Raw genomic sequence first — 673 nt, 5'->3', positions numbered from 1 at the left:
GACATATAGTTACACACTTATATATAAAGTTGGAGAGTACACGGGCAAGGTTCGAGATGAAGAATTAAAGGACATTTTAAAGCATCATTTACCGTATATGTTACAAGCATATAATGAACAAGTAAATTTTCAAGAAGGAGAAAATGTACAGCATATAACTTGTAAACAAATGTGGCCGGAATTTACAGAAATGGATAGGGAAACAGATAATGAATATACAGGGGATATGGGGATTGCTATTTGTTATATTACACATTTGAAACGATTGGCATTAAAGTTTGCTCAAGTGGCAGTAGAAGTTGCGAACCCGGAGTTTCGTTCTTTTCTGGAAAATTGTTTTGTGAAAATGAATCGTTACGCATATAATGTTTGGCAATATGTTGTGAAGAAGGAATATAAGATTAAACATGTATATGAAAATGAAAAATTCGCGTGAAAAGCTAAGGTGGAATKAAAGGCGCCTTAGTTTTTTTATGTCTAATTAGAGGGGGGATTAAAGATTGGTTATGTTATCCGAAAATTTACAAAAGTTTACTGTATCTTTACTATTTTTAAATCTTTCCTTTAAAAATAAAGAGTAATATGGGATTGTACATATTCTATCAAAGGGAGGAAACGCAAATGAACAAATGGGTTAAGTCATTAACTGCTATGGCACTTGCAAGTTCTTTAT

1 protein-coding gene is annotated in these 673 nt (G+C 32.3%); it reads left to right on the top strand.

Annotated elements, in window-relative coordinates:
- Nucleotides 1-436 (top strand): spore coat protein (locus tag AC1DTM_RS30330; RefSeq protein WP_477001688.1); only part of this gene is annotated, 436 nt, incomplete at its 5' end.
- Nucleotides 437-673 lie beyond the last annotated feature (237 nt).

It is taken from the genome of Bacillus sp. P4_D3 (assembly GCF_056401855.1).
Note: the sequence above shows the minus strand (reverse complement) of the source record. Positions and strands in the feature narration are given on the sequence as shown.